This is a genomic window from Solwaraspora sp. WMMB335, assembly GCF_049179075.1.
Lineage (GTDB): Bacteria > Actinomycetota > Actinomycetes > Mycobacteriales > Micromonosporaceae > Micromonospora_E.
Window position 1 is genome coordinate 5635992 of the sequence record NZ_JBMHMF010000001.1, and the last position, 20149, is coordinate 5656140.

A 20149-nucleotide genomic window follows, 5' to 3' on the forward strand; every position below is an offset into this window, starting at 1 on the left:
CGATGCACAGGATCTACGACACCGCGCCCGCCGCGCGGTGGGAGGACGCGTTCCTCACCGGCAACGGTGAGTACGGGCTGATGGTGTACGGGGATCCGTACGCCGAACGGATCGTGGTCAACCACCATCGGTTCGTGTTGCCCAACGGCACCCGGGACCTGCGCCCGCCGGAGCTGGCCGGGGTGATGGACCAGGTCCGGGACCTGATCCTGGCCGGGCGGCGGGCCGAGGCCGGGCGGCTGCTCGCCGGTGGGCGGCAGCTGTTGTGGACCCAGTCGTTCCACCCCGGCTACGCGCTGACCCTGGATGCGCTGACCGGCGACGCGCCGGCCGGAGCCCCCGCGCCGCTGCCGCCGGACTATCTGCGTACCACCGATTTCACCACCGGCGAGGTGACCGCCAGCTGGGCCGGCGGGCAGAGCCGGCGGGCGTTCGTGTCCCGGGCCGACGCGGTCGCCGTGATACGCCTGGCCACCGGTGAATGCCGGCTCGGCGCTACCGGTGAGCTGCCCGGCAGACCGGCCGGGGTGACCTACCGGAGCACTGCCTACCGGCGCGACGGTCGGGCGTTTCTGCAGGTGCGTGGCACCTACCCGGCCGGGCGTGGGGCGTACGGCTTCGAGGGTCTCACCCTGGTTCTCGGCGACAGCGAGATCCGCGACGATACGATCCTGCTGGCCGGGGACGCCCTGCTGCTCACCGTCCTGGACCGGTACCTGACGCCGGGCTGGGGCACCGACGTGCTCGCCGCCCGGCTCACCGCGCTGGCCAGGGCCGGTTATCGGGATCTGTTGCAACGGCACACCGCCCGGCACACCCCGATGTACCAGCGCGTCAGCCTCGAACTCGCCGTCGGTGCCGGCGGCGAGGCGCAGCGCGACCATCCGGTCGGCGACCTGCTCGACGCGCAGCGGGCCGACGCCGGGCGGCTGTCCCCGGTGTTGCTGGAGCGGCTGTTCCACGCCGGCCGCTACCTGCTGATCAGTTCCAGCGGAGTGCTGCCGCCCCGGCTGACCGGGCTGTGGTTGGCCTCCTGGGACGCCGCCTGGGCCGGCGACTTCACCACCGACGCCAACCTCAACCTGCAGATGGCCGGTGCGAACATCGGCGCCCTGCCGGAGGTGACCGAGGCGTACCGGCGGTTGATCGCCGGCCAGATCGACGACTGGCGGCGCAACGCACGGGCGGTGTACGGCGGGCGCGGCCTGCTCGCCCCGGGGCGTACCGACGGCGAGCACGGTCACCTGTTCCACTTCTGTGACGAGTGGCCGTGGCCGGCCTGGCTGCCCGGCGCGGACTGGCTGCTGCACCCGTTGTGGGAGCACCACCTGGTGACCGGGGAGCCGCCGGGTGAGCTGGCCGGTTGGCTGGTCGAGGCGGCGGAGTTCTTCGAGGACTTCCTGACCCGCGTCGACGACGACGGCCGGCTGGTGGTCGTACCGTCGTTCTCCGGCGAGACCGGACCGCTGGACGAGCGCGGTGACCCGACCTATCTGTCGGTCAACGCCACCATGGACATCGCCGCCGCCCGGCATGCGATGCGTACCGCCGCGCAGGTCACCGGCTCGCGACGGTGGGACAAGCTGATCGAACAACTGCCCGACTACCTCATCGACGAGCGGGGTGCGCTCGCCGAGTGGGCATGGCCCGGCTACCGGGCCGACGACGACCACCGGCACATCAGTCACCTGTACCCGGTCTGGCCGCTGCACGAGATCACCCCGGCGGACACCCCCGAGCTGGCCCGAGCCGCACACCGGGCGCTGCGAGTGCGCGGGGACGAGAACCTGTCCGCGCACGGCAGCCTGCACCGGGCCCTGGCGGCGGCTCGGCTACGGGACGCCGAACTGGCCGCGGCCAACGTGCGGAAGATCGTCGGTGCGGACATGTTCTTCCGGTCGCTGATGAGCTCGCACAACCCCGGCCTGCAGGTCTACAACGCGGACGCGGCGCACGCGCTGCCCGGCGTACTCATCGAGATGCTGATCGATTCGCAACCGGGTCGGTTGCACCTGCTGCCGGCCTGGCCGGCCGAGCTGCCCGGTGGCACGCTGCGTGGGGTCACCTGCCGGGGCCAGGTCACCGTGGAGGAACTGACCTGGGACGGGTCCGGGCTGCGGGTCCGGCTGCGGGCCGCGGTCACCCAGCGGGCAGTGACGGTACGCAGCCCGTACGGTGACCAGGTGGTCGACCTGCCCGCCGGGGAGACGATCGAGCTCGCCCTGCATACTTAGGCCATGCTTACCTCACTCCGGACGGTAATCCGGACCGGACGAGGCGAGCGGAACGGCCGAAACGGCAGCAGGTTCACGCTGGGCCGGCGGCTGGGCGGGCTGCTTGCCGCCGTACTGCTGCTGGCCCTGGTCGTGTTCGCCAGCCTCGCCCTCGGTGCCCGCGACATCGCGCTGCCAGTCGTCGTCGAAGCCCTGCTCGGGCGCGACCGTGCGGTCAACGACCACGTGGTGGTCTGGGATCTGCGGCTGCCCCGGACAGTGATCGGGCTGCTCGCCGGGGCGGCCCTCGGCCTGTCCGGCGCCCTGATGCAGGGGTTGACCCGCAACCCGATCGCCGACCCCGGACTGCTCGGCATCAACGCCGGTGCGTCACTGGCCGTCGTCATCGCGATCACCTGGCTCGACGTCGGCACGGTCACCGGCTACATCTGGTTCGCGTTCGCCGGCGCCACCCTGGCCGCGTTGCTCGTCTACGGCGTCGGCTCGATCGGTGCCGATGGTGCCACCCCGGTCAAGCTGGCCATCGCCGGCTCGGCGCTGACCGCAGTGCTCACCTCGCTGATCACGCTGGTGCTGCTGACCAACCTGCAGACCTTGGAGCGTTACCGGTTCTGGCAGGTCGGTTCGCTGGTCGGGCGGGATCTCGACACCGCCCGTACGGTGCTGGTGTTCATCGCCGTCGGTGCGTTCCTGGCGTTGGTCTCCGGCCGCGTGCTCAACGCGCTCAGCCTCGGCGACGACGTGGCGCACGGACTCGGCCAGCACGTGGTCCGCGACCGGGCGGTGATTCTCACCGCGATCGTGCTGCTGTGCGGCTCGGCCACCGCGCTGGCCGGCCCGATCGTCTTCGTCGGCCTGGTCGTGCCGCATGCCGCCCGCTGGGTCACCGGGCCCGACTACCGGTGGATCCTCGGCTACGGGGCGCTGCTCGGCGCCACCCTGCTGGTCGCGGCGGACGTGCTCGGCCGGCTGATCGCCCCGCCCGGCGAGGTCGAGGCCGGTCTGGTCGCCGCCTTCCTCGGCGCACCGGTGCTCATCGCCCTGGTTCGTCGCTCCCGGTTGGCCAGCGTATGACCGTGCGGCTTCCGGCGTTGCGGCAGCTGCGCGGACGGCGCCGCCGTCGGGCCGGTGCCGTGCTCGCCGTGCTGGGGAGTCTTGTGCTCGTGCTCGCGGTGGCCAGCCTGAGCCTCGGCGCCTACCAGATCTCGCTCGACGGGGTGGCGCGTACCCTGGTCGGGCTGGGCGACAGCCGCGACGAGTTCATCATCTTCAGCCTGCGGCTGCCCCGACTGGTCGCCGGTGTGCTGGCCGGTGCGGCGTTCGGCCTCGCCGGGGGAATCTTCCAGACCCTGCTGCGCAACCCGCTCGCCAGCCCGGACATCATCGGGGTCACCGGGGGTGCGAGCGTGGCGGCCGTGGCCGCGCTGCTGCTGACCGGCGCCGGCAGCGTCGGCGTCTCGGTCGCCGCGTTCGCCGGTGCGATGGGTACGGCCGCCGCCGTCTACCTGTTCTCCTGGCGCGGTGGCCTGACCGGATACCGGTTCGTACTGGTCGGCGTCGCCGCCGCGTTCATGGCGCACGGCGCGTTGGGCTACCTGCTGACCAGGGGCGAGGTACGCGAGGCGCAGACCGCGCTGGCCTGGATGGTCGGCAGCCTGGGCAGTGCCCGCTGGCCGGAGATCACCGTACTGGCGGTGCTGCTCGCTGCCTTGACTCCGGTGTTGCTGGCCCTGCGGCCGACGCTCGGGCTGCTGCAGTTCGGCGACGACACCGCCACCGGGCTCGGGCTGAGGCTGGAACGCGGTCGGATCGGACTGCTGGCGGTCGCCGTGGCCCTGGCCGCGGTGGCGACCGCGGTGACCGGCCCGATCGCCTTCGTCGCCTTCGTGGCCATGCCGATCGCCCGGCGGCTGATGCGTTGCGGAGCGCCGGTGCTGCTGCCGGCCGCTCTGGTCGGGATCGTCGTGGTGACCGGGGCGGACCTGATCGCCCAGCATCTGCTCCCCGGCAACATCAAGACGCCGGTGGGGATCGTGACCGCGGTGATCGGCGGGCCGTACCTGCTGTGGCTGCTCGCCACGGCAGACCGTGCCGGCCGGAGCGGTTAGCGGCGTGCTGCCGGCCCGGGCGTCCGGCGGGGCACGTAACGGGAATTACACAGGCTAGCCAAACCTAATTGCTGCGTGGTTGCATGTGCCGACCCTGCGGCCGTCCCTTGTTCCTTTCCGGTGACGCCCGCGCGGACCGGCAACGCTTCAGGAGAGACAGTGATCAGCAACCGATTCGCCCGCATACTGCTCGCCGCCCCGCTCGCCCTCACCGTCGGCCTGGCCGCCTGTGGCTCCGGTGACGACTCCGGCGACGGCGACGCCGCGACCGGTGGCACCAGCTCGGCCGGTTTCCCGGTGACCATCGAGCACGCCTTCGGCGAGACCACCGTCACCGACGCGCCGACCCGGGTGGTCGCCTGGGGCTGGGGCAGCGCCGACGCGGCCATCGCCCTCGACGTGGTTCCGGTAGCGATCCCGTTCCAGAGCTACGGCGGCGACGCCGACGGCGTACTGCCGTGGATCGCCGAGAAGCTGGCGGAGTCCGGCACCGAGATCCCGACCGTGCTGCCGGACTCGCAGGAACCGCCGTTCGACGAAATCGCCGCCGCCGATCCGGACCTGATCCTGGCCGTCTACTCCGGAATCGACCAGGAACAGTATGACTTGCTCAGTCAGATCGCACCCACCGTGGCGTACCCCGGCGAGGCATGGGCCACTCCGTGGCGTGACGTGGTCACCATGGTCGGCACCGCGCTCGGCAGGAGCGCCGAAGCCGAGGCCGTGCTCGACGACATCGACGCGCTGATCGCCGAGAAGGCCGAGGAGCACCCCGAACTGGCCGGCAAGAGCGTGGCCATGGTGTGGGATTCCGCCGGCACCTTCTACGTCTACAAGGAAGCGGACCCGCGGGTCGAGTTCGCCCTCGACCTCGGGATGACGGGGGCGGCGAGCGTCAACGAACTCGCCACCGACGAGTCGACCTTCTACTTCACCATGAGTTACGAGCAGCTCGACCAGTTGACCTCCGACGTGCTGGTCTCGTTCGCCACCACCCAGGCCGAACAGGACGCATTCCTTTCCTCGCAGGCCGCGCAGACCATGCCGCAGATCCAGTCGGGTGCGGTCGCGTCGCTGGTCGGCGCGGAGTTCATCGCCTCGGTGTCTCCGCCCACCGCGCTGTCGGTGACCTGGGGCCTCGACGACTACGTCGCCGCGCTCGCCGAAGCCGCCGCCAAGGCCGACACCACCTCCTGACCACCACCCCGTCCCCGCCCGACCCCGCCGATCTTGGACTTGTCGCGAGCATTCTGGGCTTTTGTCCGTCGATAAGCCCAAGATCGTCGGGGCGGGGTGGAGCGGGGATGGAGCGGGGGCGGCGAAATCACGGTTGGTAGTGCCAGATGGTGATCGAGTCGGTGCCGTCGCGGCAGACGATCGTGTCGGAGTTGCCCACGCAACCGTCCAGCGCGGACGTGACGCTGCCGACGATCCGCACCGACTCCGCCGAGGGCGCCAGCACCGCCAGCCAGGTGGGTCCGCCCTCGACCGGCCGGCGGTAGCCGACGAACGTCGCGTCGCCACGCCCCTCCAACTCGGTCTCCCAGGCGCTCAGCGGCAGCACGGTGCGTCCGGTCGCCGGATCCACGATCCGCCCGGCACCGGTGCCGGGCGGATCGTCGTTGCCCGCCGTGTCGTCGCCGGTCGCGCCGCCGGCCGAGCCGGCGACGGTGAACGCCACCAGGTACGACTCGAAGTCCACGACCAGGTCCGCGGCGATACGCCACACCGGCTCGCCGGTGAGTGGATCCACTGCCTCGATATGTGCCCCGTCCGGGAAGCAGATCAAGCCGCCGCACTCGGTGATCCGGCCCGGCCCGTACCAGACCGGGCGGCTCCACCGTCGTCGCAAGGTGACCGGGTCCACCGCGACGACCCCCAGTCCGCCGTTCTGCCACCGGCGCAGCAGCAGTGTGTCGGCCATGGCCACCGGGCGGGTGACCGCACCGAGTTCGACGCTGCGGACGACGTGGCCGTCGCGGCCGTCGCGGAGCATCGCCCGGCCGTCGGCGCCGATCAGCAGCACCCGCCCCGCGCCGCCGGCCAGCACCTCGGTCGACGCGGGCAGGGCTGCCCGCCACAGCTGCACGCCGCTGGCCGGCTCGATCGCGCGTAACGTCGGGGAGGCGGCGCCGGGCGTCGACTCGGTGATCAGAGCGGCGGTGCCGTCGTCGGTGAGGGTGAGCCCGGTCGGAGCGACCCAGCGGGTCTGGCCGGTGGCGGCGTCCAGTACCACGGTCGACCCGGTGCCCGGTCCGGATCGCGGGTCGACCAGGATCACATCACCGGAGCGACGTACCTGACGTAACCGCCAGCTCGCCGCGTCGTACGGCACGGTCCACAGGTGCTCACCCGTCGGCATCGCGTACGCCGACAACTCCCAGATCGTCGGCGCGCCCTGCCCGGCCGCCGAGGTGACCAGCAGCCGGTCCCCGGCGAGGACGATGTCGCGGGCCTTGATCTCGTGTGAGGCGATCTCGATCAGCCGTGGGCCGTCCGACGGCGCGGCGCCGGCCAGGCCGAGCAGCAGCACCAGGCAGGCGAGTGCGGCGACCGGGCGGGTCCGCCGCGGTGAGAACCGCCAGCCGGGGGCCGGTGCCGCCGGCTCGGGCTCGTGGACCAGCCCCAGGTCGATGACCATGCACTCCACACTCTTTCCTGTGTCGGCCGGTGTCCAGTGCCGGACGCCGTACGGCTCGTCGACCATACGTACGCGGGCAGGTGGCGTCCGGGCTCAGCTGCCGTGACCGGCCGGCGCAGGCACGTGCGCGCTGGCCGTCCCGGGTCGGGTGGGGCAGGTGCGTCGTCCCGGCACCATATAGATCCGACACCGACGTCGACCCCCGGACCGACCGGCACGCCACCCACCCCGCCGCCGGCCGCTGGCTGTACGGCCTCGGTGGCGCTCAACCAGTGGCCTGGCGGGTTCGTCGCGACCGTACGGGTGACCGCTGGTCCGGTCGGGATCAACGGATGGTCGGTCGCGATGACCCTGCCGGGTGGGGCCACGATCACCAACGCGTGGAACGCCAGCCGCAGTGGTAACAGCCGGGCCGTCCGGTTCGACAACGTGAGCTACAACGGCCGGGTGGCCGCCGGGCAGTCGACCGAGTTCGGCTTCCAGGGCACCGGCACCGGTTCCGCAACGGCCCCGTCCTGCACCGCGAGCTGACAACCTGACGGTCCGACATTCCGACGAGTCCGTCGTCGGCACCGGCAGCCCTTGAGCACGCTGCCGGTGCCGACGGTCGACGGGCGGGGACGCGCTAGTAGTACCCTTTGCGGCCGTCGAGAAGCTCCCGGATCACGTCCAGGTGCCCGGCGTGCCGGCCGGTCTCCTCGACCATGTGGATCAGCATCCAGCGCAGGCTCGCCGCCGCCGACCGAAAATCCGGGTGGCGGCCGGTCTCGTCCAGCGAATGCGCCGCGATGATCTCGTTGGACATCGCACACTGCCGCTCGTACTCGGCCAGCAACTGGCCCAGTGGCACCCCGTCGACCATCATGTCGGCGTCCTCGCGGCTGGTGTCGAACGGTGGTCCGTCCGCCGGTCGGCCGAGGAAGAGCACTTCGAACCAGCTCTGCTCGACCCAGCGCAGGTGCGACACGACACCGGCCACGGTCATCAGCGGCGAGCCCGGCAGCACCGCCCGATGCGCGTCTTCGTCGGCGAGCCCTTCGCACTTGTAGTGCACGATCGCGCGCTGCAGGTCGAGCCAGCCGACCAGTTGCGTCCGTTCACCGGCGGCGAAGGGCGGGCGTTCGCGTGGGGGAGCCATACCGGCCGAGGCTAGCCGCGCGGGGGTCGACGCACACCGAATTATCTGGCGTGGTGCAATAAATATAGATAGGCTTCGCTCTAAACAAAGATAGGCCTGGTCAACAGCTAATCGGCCAGGATTCTCGTCCACCACCAGACGTAGAGGTGATCTCAGTGAGGTCTTCAGCCAGACGGGCGGCGCTGCTGGCGGCAGCAGTTGCCGCGCTCGTCGTCGCCAGCGGCGGCATGCTTGCCGGCACCATCGTCGGTGCATCCGCAGCCGCCGGCTGCCGGGTCGACTACCAGATCTCCAGCCAGTGGCCTGGTGGGTTCGGCGCCAACGTGACCATGACCAACCTTGGTGATCCGCTCACCTCGTGGCGGCTGACCTGGTCGTTCACCGCAGGGCAGACCGTCACCCAGGCGTGGAACGCCAGCGTTACGCAAAGCGGTGCGCAAGTCACCGCCACCAACGTCGCGTACAACGGAAACCTGGCCACCAACGCGAGCACGGCGTTCGGGTTCAACGGCGCCTGGAGCAACACGGCCAATCCCGCGCCGACCAACTTCGCCCTCAACGGTGTGGCCTGCACCGGAGCGGTCACCCCCAGCACGGCGCCCCCGCCGACGACGGCGCCGCCCACGACCGCGCCGCCGCCGACCACCAACCCACCGACCACGGCACCGCCGACCACCAACCCACCGACGACCGGGTGGAACCCGCCGGCCCACCTGGTCACTCCGCTGAGCGAGGTCTGGCAGCACCAGGAGCAGACCTACAACAACGGCAACCTGTACGGGTTCCGCAACTACGGCTGGGACCAGGTGATGGCCAACGGAGGGTACGTCAACTTCTGCGTACGGTGGGACTCGTCCGCCTCGGTCAACGCGACGCAGCGGGACCAGATCCACGCCACGCTGGCCCGACAGTACAAGAAGTGGATGGACGCGCTGGTCGGGCACAACGCCTGGCCGTACCGGGAGGTTCCGGTACGGGTGGTCGGCTGGGCGGTACGTGACCGCGCACAGCTGCAGTGGAGCGACAGCTCGGTCGACATCTACGTCGGCGACATCCGGGAGAGTGCTCCGCAATGCGCCGAACCCTGCGGTCGTTTCTTCAACCAGAACGGCCAGTACCCCAACTGCCCCGGTGGTGCGGCCCGCCACTACGACCAGTCGCTGTGGCTCACCGACGGGTTCGGCGGCGGTGCCGGCGGCGACTGGGGACAGCGGATGGGCCGCGAGTACTTCATGAACAACCTCAACGCGGAGAACATGACGATCCTGCTGCACGAAATCGGCCACACCTGGGGCCTGGACGATTTCTACGACTGGACGCCGACCGGAGTCAGCAGCTTCATCATGCGAGCCGGCAGTTCACCCTCGATTACCGAATTCGACCAGTGGATGCTCCGCGACTGGTGGCGGCATCTGAAGTCCCGCTACGGATACTGACCCGTGACACAGCACCGGGTCCAATTAGGAACCGGCGTCAGAATTGTTGAGGGCTAGTCGAATATCGAGTGCAACCAGCCCAGTTGGCGGCGGACCTGTTCCGCCTCGCCGCCCTCGTGGCCGTTGAACGGATAGACGTGCATCTGGCGGGCCGGTGGTCGCGGGCGCCCGTTGCCGAGGCCGTAGTGGTTGTACGCGGCGAAGACGGTGCTCGGCGGGCAGGTGGTGTCGCGCAGCCCGGTGCCGAAGTGTGCCGGTGCCACCGCCCGCCGGGCGAACGTCACGCCGTCGAAGTAGGACAGGGTGCGGCGTACGGCGGGCTCGGCACCCCGGTGCACGGCCAGGTACCGCGCGATGTCGCCGTACGGCTCGGCATCGGTGATGTCGATCGCCCGCTGCAGATGGCACAGAAACGGCGCGGTGCTGATCAGCGCGGCCAGATCGGTGACCAGGCCAGCGACGGCGAGGGCGAGCCCGCCGCCCTGGCTGTTGCCGGCCGCGGCGACCCGGGTCGGGTCGACGCCGGGTAGCGCCCGCACCGCCGTCACCGCCCGTACCGCGTCGGTGATCAGCCGCCGGTAGTAGTACTCGGTCGGGTCGCCGATGCCCCGGGTCACCGGGCCGGGTCCGCCGGCCGTGCCGGGCTGGGGATCGGGGGTGTCGCCGCCGTTGCCGTACTGGTCCCCCTGGCCGCGCGAATCCATCAGCAGGTGCGCGTAGCCGGCGACCGGCCAGGTCAACCGCTCGTGCGGCAGGCCGACACCGCGGCCGTAGCCGAGGTACTCCACGACCGCCGGCAACGGGGTGTCGACCCTGGCCGGGCGGGTGTACCAGGCCCGGACAGGGTCGCCGCCGTAGCCGGCGAAAATGATCCGCCGGGTGTCGAGCAGGCGCAGGTCGGTCGGCTCCGGCGTGACGTCGACGAGGACCTCCCGATTCGCCGCATCATCCAACGTAGACTTCCAGAACGTGTCGAAGTCGTCCGGCTCGGTCACCGCGGGTAGGTAGCGTTCCAGCTGCTCCAGCGGCAGGTCGAACAAGGCCATGGGGTTCCTCCGGTTGGTGGGTGCGGGATCGGGGTGCGGGATCGGGGTGCGGGGTCAACGGGGTGGGGCGGTGCTTTCCCGGATGACGAGCTCGGTGACCAGATCGATCCGGCTGGTCGGGGGGTCGACGTCGCGAGCCAGGTCGAGCAGCATCTGCGCGGCCGTGCTGGCCATGTCCCGCAGCGGTTGGTTGACCGTGGTCAGCGTGGGCACCGTCCAGGCGGCGACCGGCACGTTGTCGTACCCGATCACCGACAGGTCTCCCGGCACGTCGAGGCCGAGTTGGCGGGCGGCCCGCAACACCCCCATGGCCTGCATGTCCGAGCCGGCGAAGATCGCGGTCGGCCGGTCGGGCCGGTCCAGCAGCGCCATGCCGTGGGCGAATCCGGCATCGACGTAGAAGTCACCGTGCCGGACCAGGTCCGCGGCGATCGGGATGCCCAGCTCCTCGTGGGCGGAGCGGAAGCCCGCGGTACGTGCCTGGCTGCACAGCACGTCCTGTGGGCCGGAGATGAGCGCGATCCGGCGGTGGCCGAGCTGCAACAGGTGGCGGGTGGCGATCAGACCGCCGTTCCAGTTGTTCGAGCCCACCGTCGGCACCAGGGCGGACGTGGCGCTGTCGGTGTCGATCACCACGAACGGAATGCGCTGCTGCTCCAGCGACCGTCGTTGCGGCTCGCTGAGGTGGCAGAGTACGAAGAGTACGCCGAGCGGGCGGCGGGCCAGGGCCTCGTCGATCCACTGCGCAGGCGGGCTGTGCCGGCCCTGGAGCTGGGTCAGGTGCAGACCGATCCCGGCGGCCCGGGCGACTGTCTCGACCCCCCTGATGATCTCCATCGCCCACTGTGAGTCGAACTGGTGGAAGACCAGGTCGATCTGGTCGTGGCGGATCGGCGGCCGGCGCGCGCGGCGGCGGTACTGATGGCGGGCGAGGCTGGCCTCGACCCGGGCGCGGGTCTGCGGGGCGACATCCGACCTGCCATTTAGTACCTTCGATACTGTGGTGACCGAGACGCCGACCTCGTCGGCGATGGTGGCGATCGTCGCCGGCGACGGCTGGACGGGTGCCGGATTGGTGGGTGGAGGCGGGGGGATCGGTGGCGCTTCTGTCATCCGTACCTCACGAAAGGTAACCGAAACTTCCGGAGCCTATCCCGCTGCTGAGCTCGGGTTGGCTCGTTTCTGGGCGCGGTTGGAGCGCCACGCGGTCGGGTCAACGATCGCCGGGACCATACTCTATGCAGTTGAGCGTCCGATTCGGTGACCCTTGACACACCATGCCGGGGAGTTTAGGTTCCCCGCAAGGTAACGCACTTATTTCCGAAAGTTTCGAGGGTGTAGTCCCATCGAGGCGCGATCGGCTGCCCGCCGACCGCCCGAGCCGGACCGGATATTGAGGGGTGGCAGCTGGCATGAGCACACCCAGCGCGGTGGACCTGCCACCGCAGACGCAGGTGCCGGTGCCACCCGCCGACCGGCCACCCCGGCGACCGGCCAAAACGCAGTTGCGCTCGCGTAGCTGGCGGCGGGCGCTGCGCCGGGACTGGCAGCTCTACTCGCTGGTCGTACTCCCGCTGCTGTTCTTCCTGATCTTCCGCTACCTGCCGATGCTCGGCAACGTCATCGCGTTCCGCCGCTTCCAACCCGGCGGCAGCGTCTTCGGCGAGTACTGGGTCGGCCTGCGTTACGTGCGGATGTTCCTGTCCGACTCGACCTTCTGGTCGGTGTTCACCAACACCCTGGTCCTCGGCACGCTGACATTGGTCGTCGTCTTCCCACTGCCGATCGTGCTGGCGTTGCTGCTCAACGAGGTGCGCGCCCGCAAGCTCAAGCGCTTCGTGCAGTCGGTGTCCTACCTGCCGCACTTCCTGTCGATCGTGATCGTCGCGGCGATGGTGATGCAGATCCTGTCCGTCGACGGCACGGTCAACTCGATGATCCGCGCGTTCGGCGGCGAGGCCATCCCGTTCCTGCAGCGCCCCGAATGGTTCCGCACCATCTACGTCTCCTCGGAGGTGTGGCAGACCGTCGGCTGGGGAACGATCCTCTACCTCGCCGCGCTCACCACGATCGACGAGGACCTGTACGAGGCGGCCCGCATCGACGGCGCCAACCGATGGCGGCAGACCTGGCATGTGACCCTGCCCGGCATCCGACCCACCATGATCACGCTGTTGATCCTGAACATCGGCACCTTCATGGCCGTGGGCTTCGAGAAGATCCTGCTGCTGTACAACCCGCTGACCTACCCGACCGCCGACGTGATCTCCACGTACCTGTACCGGATGGGCGTGGTCTCCAGCAATTTCAGCTACGCCGCGGCGATCGGCCTGTTCGAAGCCCTGATCGGGCTGTTCCTGGTCCTGTCCGCGAACCTCATCGCCCGCCGCGCAGTAGGGACGAGCCTGTGGTGACCGTCGACTCCGCCCGCACCGTCCTGCGGCCCAGGCGTCGTGCCCGGAGTCCCCACGACACCCGTGGCTACCAGATCTTCAAGATCGTCAACGCGGTCATCCTGACCGGCGTGGTGGTGGTGACCCTCTACCCGTTCGCCAACATCATCGCCCGTTCGCTCAGCGACGAGGCGTACATCCGCGCCGGCCAGGTCAACGTCGTCCCACGCGGGTTCAACCTCGGTACGTACCAGCTGGTGATGTCCGACTCGATGTTCTGGACCAACTACCGGAACACGATCGTCTACACGGTCACCGCCACGTTCATCTCGATCGTGCTGACCACCTGCTACGCGTACGTGCTGTCGAAGAAGCATCTCAAGGGCCGCGGCATGCTGGTCGGCATCGCGGTGTTCACCATGTTCTTCTCCGGTGGCCTGATCCCCAACTACGTGCTCATCACCAGCCTCGGCCTCAAGAACAGCATCTGGGCGATCGTGCTGCCCAACGCGATCAGCGTGTTCAATCTGCTGGTCATGAAGGCGTTCTTCGAGAGCCTCCCGACCGACCTGGAAGAGGCCGCTGCCGTCGACGGGCTGAACACGTACGGCATCCTGTGGCGCATCGTGATCCCGCTGTCCAAGGCGATCATCGCCACGATGGTGCTCTTCTACGCGGTCTCGTTCTGGAACTCGTGGTTCTCCGCGTTCCTCTACATGGACCGCTCCGAGCTGTTCCCGGTGACCGTTTACCTACGCAACCTGATCGCCGGGGCAACCAGTGCAACATCAACCGGCAGCAGCAGCGACACCTTGGCGCAAGCTGCGGCAAACATCCAGTCCGTAACCATCATTCTCACCGTGCTACCCATCATCATGGTCTATCCCTTCATCCAACGCTACTTCGTGTCGGGCATCATGCTCGGCGCAGTCAAGGGATAGCACCGCGGACAGGTTCGCCCCATTCAACGAATGCCTTCCGCGTACCGAAAGGATTCCCTGTGTTTCATCGATCACGGCTCCGGACGACCCGGCACCGGACGGCGGCCCTCGCCGCCGGTGTCCTCGCCATCACCCTCACCGCGACCGCCTGCGGCAGCGACGAACCCGACGAGCCGGAGAACCTCGACGGCAACCGGGTCGGCGCGATGGAAGACTACGGCGTCGGCGACCAGTTCACCGCCACCGAGCCGCTGACCTTCTCGATGCTGTACAACAACCACCCCAACTACGCCATCGACAAGGAGTGGCTGTTCTGGGAGGAGCTCACCGAGCGCACCGCGGTGAGCATCGACTCGGTCGAGGTGCCGCTGAGCGACTACGAGCAGAAGCGCAGCCTGCTGATCGGGGCCGGCGACGCGCCGATGATCATCCCGAAGACGTACCCCGGTCAGGAGTCCGCCTTCGTCGCCAGCGGCGCCATCCTGCCGGTCAGCGACTACATCGACCTGATGCCGCACTTCCAGGACAAGGTCGCCAAGTGGAACCTGCAGGGCGACATCGACTCGCTGCGTCAGCAGGACGGCAAGTTCTACCTGCTGCCCGGCTTGCACGAGGACGTCTGGACGGACTACACCATCGCGGTGCGTACCGACATCCTCGCCGAACTCGGCCTGGAGGAACCGACCACCTGGGACGAGTTCCGGGACATGCTGCGGGCGATGAAGGAGGCCTACCCGGACACCTACCCGATGTCCGACCGGTGGAGCATCCCCACTCCGCTGGGCGCGCTGCAGAACATCATCGGCCCGTCGTACGGTTACGACACGATGGCTGGCTGGGGTTACCAGAACGCCACGTTCGACCGTGACGCCGGGGAGTTCGTCTTCACCGGCACCATGCCGGAGTACCGCGAAATGGTGGAGTTCCTGCACTCTCTGATCGAGGAGGGTCTGTTCGATCCGGAGAGCCTCACCCAGGACGACGACACGGCGATCCAGAAGCTCGCCAACAGCAAGTCCTTCGTGATCAGCACCAACGCGCAGACCCTGGTCAACGACTACCGGCCGGCGCTGGAGCAGACCAACCCCAGCGCGACCATCGCCAAGATCACCCGTCCGGACAGCCCGGTCGGTTCGGTCAAGGCCGGTTCCCGACTGGAGAACGGCATCATGATCTCCAGCGCGGCCCGACAGAGCGAGAACTTCGTCGCGATGATGCAGTTCATCGACTGGCTCTGGTACTCCGACGAGGGCCAGGAGTTCGCCAAGTGGGGCGTCGAGGGCGTCACCTACACCAAGGACGCCTCCGGCAAGCGGGTGCTCGACGCCGACATCGACTTCGTCGGGCTCAACCCGAACGGCAGCAAGCACCTGCAGAAGGACTTCGGCTTCAGCAACGGTGTCTTCGCCTACGGCGGCACCACCGACCTGCTGCAGTCCACCTTCTCCGCGGAGGAGCTGGAGTTCCAGGAGGCGATGGGACAGAAGGAGACGCTGCCGGTGTCCCCGCCGCGCCCATTCAGCGACGAGGAACGGGAGCAGGCCACCCTGTGGGAGACCCCGCTGAAGGACTACGTGCAGCAGCAGACCCTGCAGTTCATCCTCGGCCAGCGTGATCTGTCCGAATGGGACGCCTACGTCGAGGAACTGAACGGCAAGAACGCCCAGCAGCTCATCGACCTGGTCAACGGGGCGTACGAACGCTACAAGGAGCAGTACGGCTGACCTACCCGGGTGCCGGTCGTGTTCGTGGCAGGGGCGCGGCCGGCACCGGTCGGCGTCGGCCCGGGGCCTGACAGCCCTGGCCGGCGCCGACCGCGCCGAACCCTGCATGAAGGAGTGCGCATGAGCCGGATCGTCGTACCCGACCAGCCCATCGGGGTGTTTCCGCAGGCCTGGCGGGCGTGTGTCGGCACCGGCCGGTTCGACCTCGCGCTGCACCGCGACTACCAGGACTCCCTCGCGCTGGTCCAGCGGGAGATCGGCTTCCGGCACATCCGCGGGCACGGGCTGCTCAGCGACGGCACCGGCATCTACCGGCCGTACACCGATGCCGGCGGTGCGCAGGTGCGCTACTCGTTCACGTACGCCGACCAGATCGTCGACGCGTACCTCGAACTCGGCATCGCGCCGTTCATCGAACTCGGCTTCATGCCCACCGGGCTGGCTTCGGGCGGGCAGACCGTCTTCTGGTGGCAGGGCAACGTCACCCCGCCCCGGTCCGAGTCCGGCTGGGCCGACCTGGTCCGCGCCACCGTGCGCAACCTGGTCGACCGGTACGGGCTGGAGCAGGTCCGCGGCTGGCCGATCGAGGTGTGGAACGAGCCCAACCTGGACATCTTCTGGGCCGGGGCCGACCAGGCCGGCTACCACCGGCTGTACGAGGTGACCGCGCACGCGGTCAAGGAGGTCGACGCCAGCCTGCAGGTCGGCGGGCCGGCGATATCCCCCGGGTCGGACGAGTGGCTGGTGCCGTTCGCCGAGTACGTCACCGCGCACGAGGTGCCGGTCGACTTCGTCAGCCGCCACGCGTACACGTCGGGGCCCGCCCAGCACGTGCCGTTCGGCACCTACCAGACCCTGCGGCCGGCGGAGCACCTGCTGGAACAGTTCGCCAGCCCGCGTAAGCATCTCGCCGGCACCGCGTTGGCCGACCTGCCGGTGCACATCACCGAGTTCAACTCGTCGTACCGGCCGGACAACCCGGTCCACGACACCGCGTTCCACGCCGCGTACCTCGCGCCGGTACTGGTCGGCGGGGGTGACCTGGTCGACTCGTTCTCCTACTGGACGTTCTGTGACGTCTTCGAGGAGGTCGGCATCCCGACCTCGATCTTCCACGGCGGGTTCGGCCTGCTCACCCACCGGCAGATCCGCAAACCCACCTACCACCTGTACGCGTTCCTGGCCCGAACGGGCGACCAGATGCTCGCCCGGGGCGCCGACCACCTGGTGACCCGCGACGGGACCGGGCGGGTCACCGTACTGGCCTGGGCGCCGGTCGACGTCACCGACCTCGCGGCGTCTCCCGAACGGCACACCGTGGCCCTGTCGGTCCCGACCGCCGTACCGGCCCGGTCGGTGTTCGTGATGCGCTCGTCGGTCAGCGACGAGGCCGGCAACGCCCGGCGGGCCTGGGTCGAGATGGGCCGCCCGGCGTCGCCCCGGCCAGCCCAGCTCGACGCGCTGCGCGAGGCCGCCGAACCGGCCCGCAGCCACCGCAGCCTGCCGGTGGCCGACGGCCGGGTCGAGGTGGACCTGACGCTTTCCCGGCACGAGGTCACCCTGGTCGAGATCACCCCGGTGGTCGACGAAACTCCACCGTGGTCCGACGACCGGCGGCTGCTCGGCCAGGCGGCGGGCGCGACCGCCGCGAGCGGGGACAGCGGATCGTGAACGACCTGACGGCGGCGCAACGGCAGTTCGGCGACGGCCCGCTGTCGCGGGCGGCGGCCATCGTCTACCGGCTGCTCGTCGTCGAGTTGCTGCTGCTGGCCGGCGTACTGCCGGGGCTGGTGCCAGCGGTGCTGCTGGCCCGCGACCCCAGCAACATCCCGTTCTACGCCGCCTGCGCGATCCCGATCGGGCCGGCGCTGTCCGCCGCGCTGTACGCCATCGCCGCGCACCGACCCGACCTGACCGACCTGCACCCGGCCGCCGACTTCTGGCGTGGCTACCGGACCAATCTCGGCGGGGTGCTGCGGATCTGGCTGCCGCTGCTGGCCGGGTCGGCGGTCATCGCGATCAACCTGGCGTACTTCACCGCCGCCGGGGTGCCCGGGTGGTGGGCGGTGCTGCTGGTTTGCGTCGCGGTCGGGGCGGCGGCGTGGGGCGGCAACGCGCTGGTGATCACCTCGCTGTTCCGGTTCCGGTCCCGGGACGTGGCCCGGCTGGCCGCCTACTTCCTCACCCGTACGCCGGGCGCGACCCTCGGTGTGCTCGCCCTGCTGGTGGTGGCGGCCGCGATCACCGCGTACGCCTCCGAGGCGGTGCTGGCGCTGGCCGGCTCGGTGCTGGCGTTGTTGCTGCTGCGGACCAGCCGCCCGATGACCGCCGCGATCGAAAAGGAGTTCACCAGGTGACGCCGCCCGGCGATGGGTCGCTGCCGGCCGTGGCCAAGATTCCGTACGGCGGGGACTACAACCCCGAGCAGTGGCCGGAAGACGGATGGAAGGACGACTACCGGCTGTTCGAACTGGCCGGCATCGACACCGTCACCCTCGGCGTGTTCGCCTGGGCGCACACCCAACCCGCTCCGGCGACGTACGACTTCGCCACGTTGGACCGGATCGTCGAGCGGGCGGTCGCCGAAGGCCGGCAGATCTGCCTGGCCACCGGCACCGGTGCCCACCCGGCCTGGCTGGCCCGTGCCCACCCCGACGTCACCCGCGTCGACTTCGACGGCCGCCGGCACCGGTTCGGCCAACGGCACAACTCCTGCCCGAGCTCACCGGCGTACCGGCGGCTGTCCACGGAGCTGGCGCGGCGGATCGCGCGACGCTACGCGCGGACCCCGGGCCTGGTCGCCTGGCACGTCAACAACGAGTACGGCGGCGCCTGCTACTGCGAGACGTGCGCGGCCGGGTTCCGCGCCTGGCTGCGCCAGCGTTACGGGAGCCTGGACGCGCTCAACGGGGCCTGGTACACCACGTTCTGGGCGCACACCTTCACCGACTGGGCGCAGATCGAGCCGCCGTCGGCGTTGACCGAGCACTGGCGCGGGCCGGACCACACCGCCTTCCAGGGCATCACCCTGGACTACCTACGGTTCATGTCGGACGCCATGCTGGCCAATTTCGTCGACGAGAAGACGGCGATCCGTGAGTCCAGCCCGGACATGCCGGTGACGACGAACTTCATGGGCATGTACCGGCCGATCGACTACCATCGCTGGGCCGAGCAGCTGGACTTCGCGTCCTGGGACAACTACCCGCCCGACGACCGGTCGGCGGCCCGGATGGCGCTCACCCACGACCTGATGCGCGGACTCAAAGGCGGGCAGCCGTTCTGGTTGATGGAGCAGACACCGAGTGTCACCGCCTGCCGGGACGTGAATCCGTTGAAGCGCCCCGGTCTGATGCGGCTGTGGAGCTGGCAGGCGGTGGCGCATGGTGCCGACGCGGTGCTGTTCTTTCAGATGCGTGCCTCGCGCGGGGCGAGCGAGAAGTACCACGGGGCGGTGATCGGCCACGCCGGGCGCTCCGACACCCGGGTGTTCCGCGAGGTGGCGGAGCTGGGCGAGGAGCTGGAGCGGCTCGGCGGGGCGACACTCGGCGCACGGACCCCGGCCCGGGTGGCCCTGCTGTTCGACTGGGACAGCTGGTGGGCGCTGGAGATCTCCGACGGGCCGTCCCGGCTGGTCCGCTACCAGCAGGTGGTGCTCGCCTACCACCGGGCGCTGTGGGACGCCGGGGTCGATGTGGACGTCGTAGCGGTCACCGCCGATCTGGCCGGCTACGAGGTGGTCGTCGCCCCCGCGCTGCACATGATCAAGGGCGACGTGGCGGCCCGCCTGGAAGGGGTGGCCCAGCGGGGTGGCACCGTGCTGGGAACATACCTTTCCGGGCGGGTCGACGAGCACGACCAGGCGTTTCTGGCCGATGTGCCGGGCCCGCTGGGGCCGCTGCTGGGGATCCGGATCGATGAGTGGGACGCCCGGGAAGCCGACGTGGTCAACCCGGTCGCGTTGTCGACGGACGGTGCCCGGTCCCTCGTCACCGACGCGACACTGCTGTTCGAGCTGGTCGTTCCGCAGGGCGCCGAGGTCGTCGGCCGCTACCAGGCCGATTTCTACGCCGGCACGGCGGCGGTCACCCGCCACCGGTTCGGCGCCGGCGAGGGCTGGTACGTCGCCGCCGGGCTCGACCAGGCCGGTGTCTCCTGGGTGGTGCGGCGCATCCTGGAGCGGCACGACCTGGTCGGCCCGTACGCCGACGTGCCGGATCTGGAGTCGGCGGTCCGGACCGCCCCGGACGGCACTCGGATCCGGTTCCTGCTCAACCACGGGACCGAGCCGGTCGAGACGCCGGCGGTCGCCGCCGGGGTCGACCTGCTGACCGGGGTACGGTTCACCGCCGGTGACCGGCTGCATCTGGACCGGTACGGCGTACTCGTGCTGCGCGAAACCACCTGACGCGCGTCGGGCTCCGGTTCGCCCGGTCGGGTGAGCGCTCGCGCGGGCCGCCGCCGGCGAGGGCATCGGGTGGCAGGGTC

The 20149-nt window shown here is 69.8% G+C and carries 16 protein-coding genes; 12 read left to right on the top strand and 4 right to left on the bottom strand.

Annotated elements, in window-relative coordinates:
- Nucleotides 1-2 precede the first annotated feature (2 nt).
- The 4 genes from ACN27F_RS24625 to ACN27F_RS24640 all read left to right on the top strand — a co-directional run bounded on the left by ACN27F_RS24625 (nucleotide 3) and on the right by ACN27F_RS24640 (nucleotide 5539).
- A complete protein-coding gene (locus ACN27F_RS24625) occupies nucleotides 3-2234 on the top strand; it encodes a glycosyl hydrolase family 95 catalytic domain-containing protein (protein ID WP_421437381.1) in 2232 nt (743 codons plus the stop codon).
- 3 nt (nucleotides 2235-2237) lie between these two features.
- On the top strand, nucleotides 2238-3308 hold the full coding sequence (locus ACN27F_RS24630; protein WP_421437383.1) for a FecCD family ABC transporter permease: 1071 nt from the start codon (nucleotides 2238-2240) through the stop codon (nucleotides 3306-3308).
- A gap of 2 nt (nucleotides 3309-3310) precedes the next feature.
- Complete coding sequence (locus ACN27F_RS24635; protein WP_421437385.1) at nucleotides 3311-4342, top strand: FecCD family ABC transporter permease; 1032 nt, start codon at nucleotides 3311-3313, stop codon at nucleotides 4340-4342.
- A gap of 159 nt (nucleotides 4343-4501) precedes the next feature.
- A complete protein-coding gene (locus ACN27F_RS24640) occupies nucleotides 4502-5539 on the top strand; it encodes an iron-siderophore ABC transporter substrate-binding protein (RefSeq protein WP_421437387.1) in 1038 nt (345 codons plus the stop codon).
- Between the two features lie 127 nt (nucleotides 5540-5666).
- Here the strand turns inward: ACN27F_RS24640 and ACN27F_RS24645 are convergent, their stop codons facing one another.
- On the bottom strand, nucleotides 5667-6983 hold the full coding sequence (locus ACN27F_RS24645) for a PQQ-binding-like beta-propeller repeat protein (RefSeq protein ID WP_421437388.1): 1317 nt from the start codon (nucleotides 6981-6983) through the stop codon (nucleotides 5667-5669).
- A 258-nt stretch (nucleotides 6984-7241) separates the two neighbouring features.
- On the opposite strand from ACN27F_RS24645, the gene ACN27F_RS24650 reads away from it, so the two are divergent.
- Complete coding sequence (locus ACN27F_RS24650; RefSeq protein ID WP_421437390.1) at nucleotides 7242-7514, top strand: cellulose binding domain-containing protein; 273 nt, start codon at nucleotides 7242-7244, stop codon at nucleotides 7512-7514.
- Nucleotides 7515-7608: 94 nt separating this feature from the next.
- Here ACN27F_RS24650 and ACN27F_RS24655 read toward each other — a convergent pair whose 3' ends face one another.
- A complete protein-coding gene (locus tag ACN27F_RS24655; protein WP_421437392.1) occupies nucleotides 7609-8121 on the bottom strand; it encodes a DinB family protein in 513 nt (170 codons plus the stop codon).
- Between the two features lie 155 nt (nucleotides 8122-8276).
- Between ACN27F_RS24655 and ACN27F_RS24660 the strand changes: the two genes are divergently transcribed.
- The gene (locus tag ACN27F_RS24660; protein WP_421437394.1) at nucleotides 8277-9557 is read left to right on the top strand and encodes a cellulose-binding domain-containing protein; all 1281 of its coding nucleotides are present in this window, start codon (nucleotides 8277-8279) and stop codon (nucleotides 9555-9557) included.
- Nucleotides 9558-9610: 53 nt separating this feature from the next.
- Here ACN27F_RS24660 and ACN27F_RS24665 read toward each other — a convergent pair whose 3' ends face one another.
- Together ACN27F_RS24665 and ACN27F_RS24670 are read right to left on the bottom strand one after the other, a co-directional pair.
- Entirely contained in the window at nucleotides 9611-10603 is a 993-nt protein-coding gene (locus ACN27F_RS24665) for an acetylxylan esterase (protein ID WP_421437395.1), read from the bottom strand.
- A gap of 54 nt (nucleotides 10604-10657) precedes the next feature.
- Nucleotides 10658-11716 (bottom strand): LacI family DNA-binding transcriptional regulator, encoded by a 1059-nt coding sequence (locus tag ACN27F_RS24670; protein ID WP_421437397.1) that lies wholly within the window; start codon nucleotides 11714-11716, stop codon nucleotides 10658-10660.
- Between the two features lie 299 nt (nucleotides 11717-12015).
- Here ACN27F_RS24670 and ACN27F_RS24675 point away from each other — a divergent pair, with 299 nt between their 5' ends.
- From ACN27F_RS24675 to ACN27F_RS24700, 6 genes are all read left to right on the top strand, one after another.
- Nucleotides 12016-13017 carry an ABC transporter permease gene (locus ACN27F_RS24675; protein WP_421437399.1) on the top strand — a complete coding sequence of 334 codons (1002 nt, stop codon included), beginning with the start codon at nucleotides 12016-12018 and terminating at the stop codon, nucleotides 13015-13017.
- Nucleotides 13014-13937, top strand: a complete 924-nt coding sequence (locus tag ACN27F_RS24680) for a carbohydrate ABC transporter permease (RefSeq protein WP_421437401.1) — start codon at nucleotides 13014-13016, stop codon at nucleotides 13935-13937. Before ACN27F_RS24675 ends, ACN27F_RS24680 begins: the two co-directional genes overlap by 4 nt.
- A 59-nt stretch (nucleotides 13938-13996) precedes the next feature.
- Nucleotides 13997-15661 carry an extracellular solute-binding protein gene (locus tag ACN27F_RS24685; RefSeq protein ID WP_421437403.1) on the top strand — a complete coding sequence of 555 codons (1665 nt, stop codon included), beginning with the start codon at nucleotides 13997-13999 and terminating at the stop codon, nucleotides 15659-15661.
- Between the two features lie 120 nt (nucleotides 15662-15781).
- Complete coding sequence (locus ACN27F_RS24690) at nucleotides 15782-17332, top strand: GH39 family glycosyl hydrolase (protein WP_421437404.1); 1551 nt, start codon at nucleotides 15782-15784, stop codon at nucleotides 17330-17332.
- Complete coding sequence (locus ACN27F_RS24695) at nucleotides 17329-18018, top strand: DUF624 domain-containing protein (protein ID WP_421437406.1); 690 nt, start codon at nucleotides 17329-17331, stop codon at nucleotides 18016-18018. The genes ACN27F_RS24690 and ACN27F_RS24695 overlap by 4 nt, the downstream gene beginning before the upstream one ends.
- Complete coding sequence (locus ACN27F_RS24700) at nucleotides 18015-20069, top strand: beta-galactosidase (RefSeq protein ID WP_421437407.1); 2055 nt, start codon at nucleotides 18015-18017, stop codon at nucleotides 20067-20069. The genes ACN27F_RS24695 and ACN27F_RS24700 overlap by 4 nt, the downstream gene beginning before the upstream one ends.
- The last annotated feature ends 80 nt before the right edge of the window (nucleotides 20070-20149 follow it).

Bases quoted from the DNA above. Each gene is read 5' to 3' on its own strand.
- ACN27F_RS24670 (WP_421437397.1), bottom strand. From the start codon at position 11,716: ATGACAGAAGCGCCACCGATCCCCCCGCCTCCACCCACCAATCCGGCA.
- ACN27F_RS24675 (WP_421437399.1), top strand. From the start codon at position 12,016: ATGAGCACACCCAGCGCGGTGGACCTGCCACCGCAGACGCAGGTGCCG.
- ACN27F_RS24625 (WP_421437381.1), top strand. From the start codon at position 3: ATGCACAGGATCTACGACACCGCGCCCGCCGCGCGGTGGGAGGACGCG.
- ACN27F_RS24665 (WP_421437395.1), bottom strand. From the start codon at position 10,603: ATGGCCTTGTTCGACCTGCCGCTGGAGCAGCTGGAACGCTACCTACCC.
- ACN27F_RS24655 (WP_421437392.1), bottom strand. From the start codon at position 8,121: ATGGCTCCCCCACGCGAACGCCCGCCCTTCGCCGCCGGTGAACGGACG.
- ACN27F_RS24690 (WP_421437404.1), top strand. From the start codon at position 15,782: ATGAGCCGGATCGTCGTACCCGACCAGCCCATCGGGGTGTTTCCGCAG.
- ACN27F_RS24645 (WP_421437388.1), bottom strand. From the start codon at position 6,983: ATGGTCATCGACCTGGGGCTGGTCCACGAGCCCGAGCCGGCGGCACCG.
- ACN27F_RS24630 (WP_421437383.1), top strand. From the start codon at position 2,238: ATGCTTACCTCACTCCGGACGGTAATCCGGACCGGACGAGGCGAGCGG.